Below are 2,378 nucleotides of genomic sequence, written 5' to 3'. Positions count from 1 at the left end.
ACTCAGTACTTACCTTGCTCAAGATTTGATAGTTGCTTATTATTCGGGTTCTTGTTCAGAGGATTATAAAAACTATGCGCTATTTAGCTCTCTTACTGATAGGTTGGTTGTCCCTACCAGTATATGCATTAACTCAGGTGGATATCTATCGTGCCGAAGTGGTTATCGACAGTGAGCAGAACGACGGTGAGTCTTTGGCTCGTCAACAAGGTATGCAGGATGTGATTGTTCGAGCGACCGGTTCTCAATCCTCTTTAAGCAATCCAGTGATTAAAAAGGCACTTAGCTCAAGTGCGCGTTACATTTCTCAACTGAGCTATGGGCAGGTTGATGGAAAAGCGAGCTTAAAAATGTTGTTTAACAACGACCAAATCAGCTCTCTTTTAACACAAGCACAATTGCCATCTTGGTCGCCAAATCGTGCCAATATTTTAGTTTGGATGGTTGAAGAACAGGGTTACGATCGTAACATTGCGTGGGAGCATTCTGAATCTTCAAATGTTGCAGCACTTCGTAGCGCAGCGAAACTAAGAGGCCTACCAATCACTATCCCGGTTGGGGATTTTGATGATGTAACCGGTGTTAATGTCTCTGATCTTTGGGGCGGCTTTATTGAGCCAATTGGTCAAGCTAGCCAGCGCTACCCAGCTGACGCCGTTTTGGTTGTACGAGCTCAAGGTGAACAAATTCGTTGGACACTCTACGACCAGTCGCCAACGAGAATTGTAGAGGCGCAACGTTCTCCGCGTAGCGGGTCTGCATCAGGTGCTAATGCTATTGCAGAAATGGTGGATGGCATCGCAGACTACTATGCAAGTAAGAGTGCAGTTGTGGTTTCAGGAAAGTCTTCAAAAGCGCTAGCAGTGAAAGTCCTTAATGTAACCTCTGCCACGGACTTCTTCCGTTTAGAGAATGCGCTAAAACAACTTAATTCGGTTGCGGGTACAGAGATTAAGCGTGTTCAAGGGGACGAGTTAACGCTCAACATCCACCTTTTGGCATCACAACAAGCTTTTGAGAAAGAAGCTTCTTCTATTTCTCAATTAATGGTTTTTGAAGATCCTTTAGGTGAAGTTGATGCCCCAGCTTCAACTCAAGAAGAAGAGCCATTGGTTCAGAGTAATGAAGCAAAAGACGCCGCGACGCCAAAAGAAGCGCAGCCTGAAGTACCAGTAAATGTTGTGGCAGAAGCAAGTGACGAAACACAACCAACTCAGCCGATGATTGTGGAGCCTGTCCGAGAACAGTATGACTTGATCTACGAGTGGCGCTCGGCATCGTAATCTCCTTGGTAGCGTTCCAGGCGTGAAACGCAAGGATCAAACACCAATGTGGTAAGCATAAAAAAGAGTCGCAATAGCGACTCTTTTTGTTTTCTAAATTCGTATTCGAACCAATGATCAGTGATTGACTGCGATTGGCGTTATTTATTGAATTTCGCTTTTTCTTCTTTTTCTACTTGAGAGAGGCGTTTCAACTTAAGGCCTAGCTCTTTGCCTCTCGCTCTAGCAAACAAAATATTGCCAGCGAAACCGAGTGAAGTCAGTATCAGTTCCACTGCCGCAAGCCAGCGTTCACCCCCATCCACATAGAGGATGGTCAGCGCATGCAAGAAATACAGCATAAGAACAAAGTTAGCCCAAGCATGAGTGTAAGGCTTACCAGCTAAAATACCAGGTAACGGAAGTAGTAGCGGAATACACCAAGCAATAGCAAGTGTTGTGCTGCTGAGGTGAGGGTGAGGGGATAACGCAAGCTGCCAAATAGCGACCCAGGCTAATAAGGCTAAGTTGCCAAATAAAGCCAGGTAACGATAGGTTTTAGCCTGTGTACCGAGTGGTGTTTGGTCTAAAGAGTCAGACATCGATTAACTATCCTTGATTTTACTAACAGACTTTTAGTTTTAACGCTGCAGTTGCCAGCCTTTTGCCTAATTGTTGTGCCAGGCGAATCTCTTCACTGCTTAGGGTTGCCTCATGGCCTACACTGCTGGCGCCATACGGAGTGCCTCCGGACTGCGTAGTGTGTAACTCTGGCTCGGAATAAGGAATGCCCAAAACCATCATCCCGTGATGCAATAAAGGGGTCATCATGCTTTGTAACGTTGTTTCTTGACCACCATGCATCGAGGACGAAGAGGTAAAGACACAAGCAGGCTTATCGATTAAGTCACCACTGACCCATAAAGATGTAGTCTGATCCCAGAAGTGCTTTAAAGGCGCAGCCATGTTGCCAAACCAGACGGGACTGCCAAACGCTAGACCGTCGCACGTTTTTAGTTCCTCTAGAGTAACAATTGGATCAGAAGGGGAGTGTGAGTGAGGTGACAATTCTTCAACTGTACGCAAAATTGCTTGGCCTGTCTCTTCTAACCATTT

Annotated in this window: 3 protein-coding genes; 1 reads left to right on the top strand and 2 read right to left on the bottom strand. The window is 45.7% G+C overall.

What is annotated here, in order from left to right:
• Window positions 1–74: 74 nt before the first annotated feature.
• A complete protein-coding gene (locus tag CAG68_RS08800; protein ID WP_033907510.1) occupies window positions 75–1,283 on the top strand; it encodes a DUF2066 domain-containing protein in 1,209 nt (402 codons plus the stop codon).
• Between the two features lie 140 nt (window positions 1,284–1,423).
• On the opposite strand, the gene CAG68_RS08795 is transcribed toward CAG68_RS08800, so the two are convergent.
• Window positions 1,424–1,864: a DUF2069 domain-containing protein gene (locus CAG68_RS08795; RefSeq protein ID WP_005380407.1), complete on the bottom strand. Its 441-nt coding sequence runs from the start codon at window positions 1,862–1,864 to the stop codon at window positions 1,424–1,426.
• A 22-nt stretch (window positions 1,865–1,886) separates the two neighbouring features.
• Window positions 1,887–2,378, bottom strand: a 492-nt coding sequence (locus CAG68_RS08790) for an NAD(P)H-dependent oxidoreductase (RefSeq protein ID WP_161441014.1), incomplete at its 5' end; no start/stop codon positions are given.

This window comes from Vibrio sp. V42_P2S4T144, assembly GCF_009904715.1.
Classification (GTDB): domain Bacteria; phylum Pseudomonadota; class Gammaproteobacteria; order Enterobacterales; family Vibrionaceae; genus Vibrio; species Vibrio alginolyticus.
Note: the sequence above shows the minus strand (reverse complement) of the source record. Positions and strands in the feature narration are given on the sequence as shown.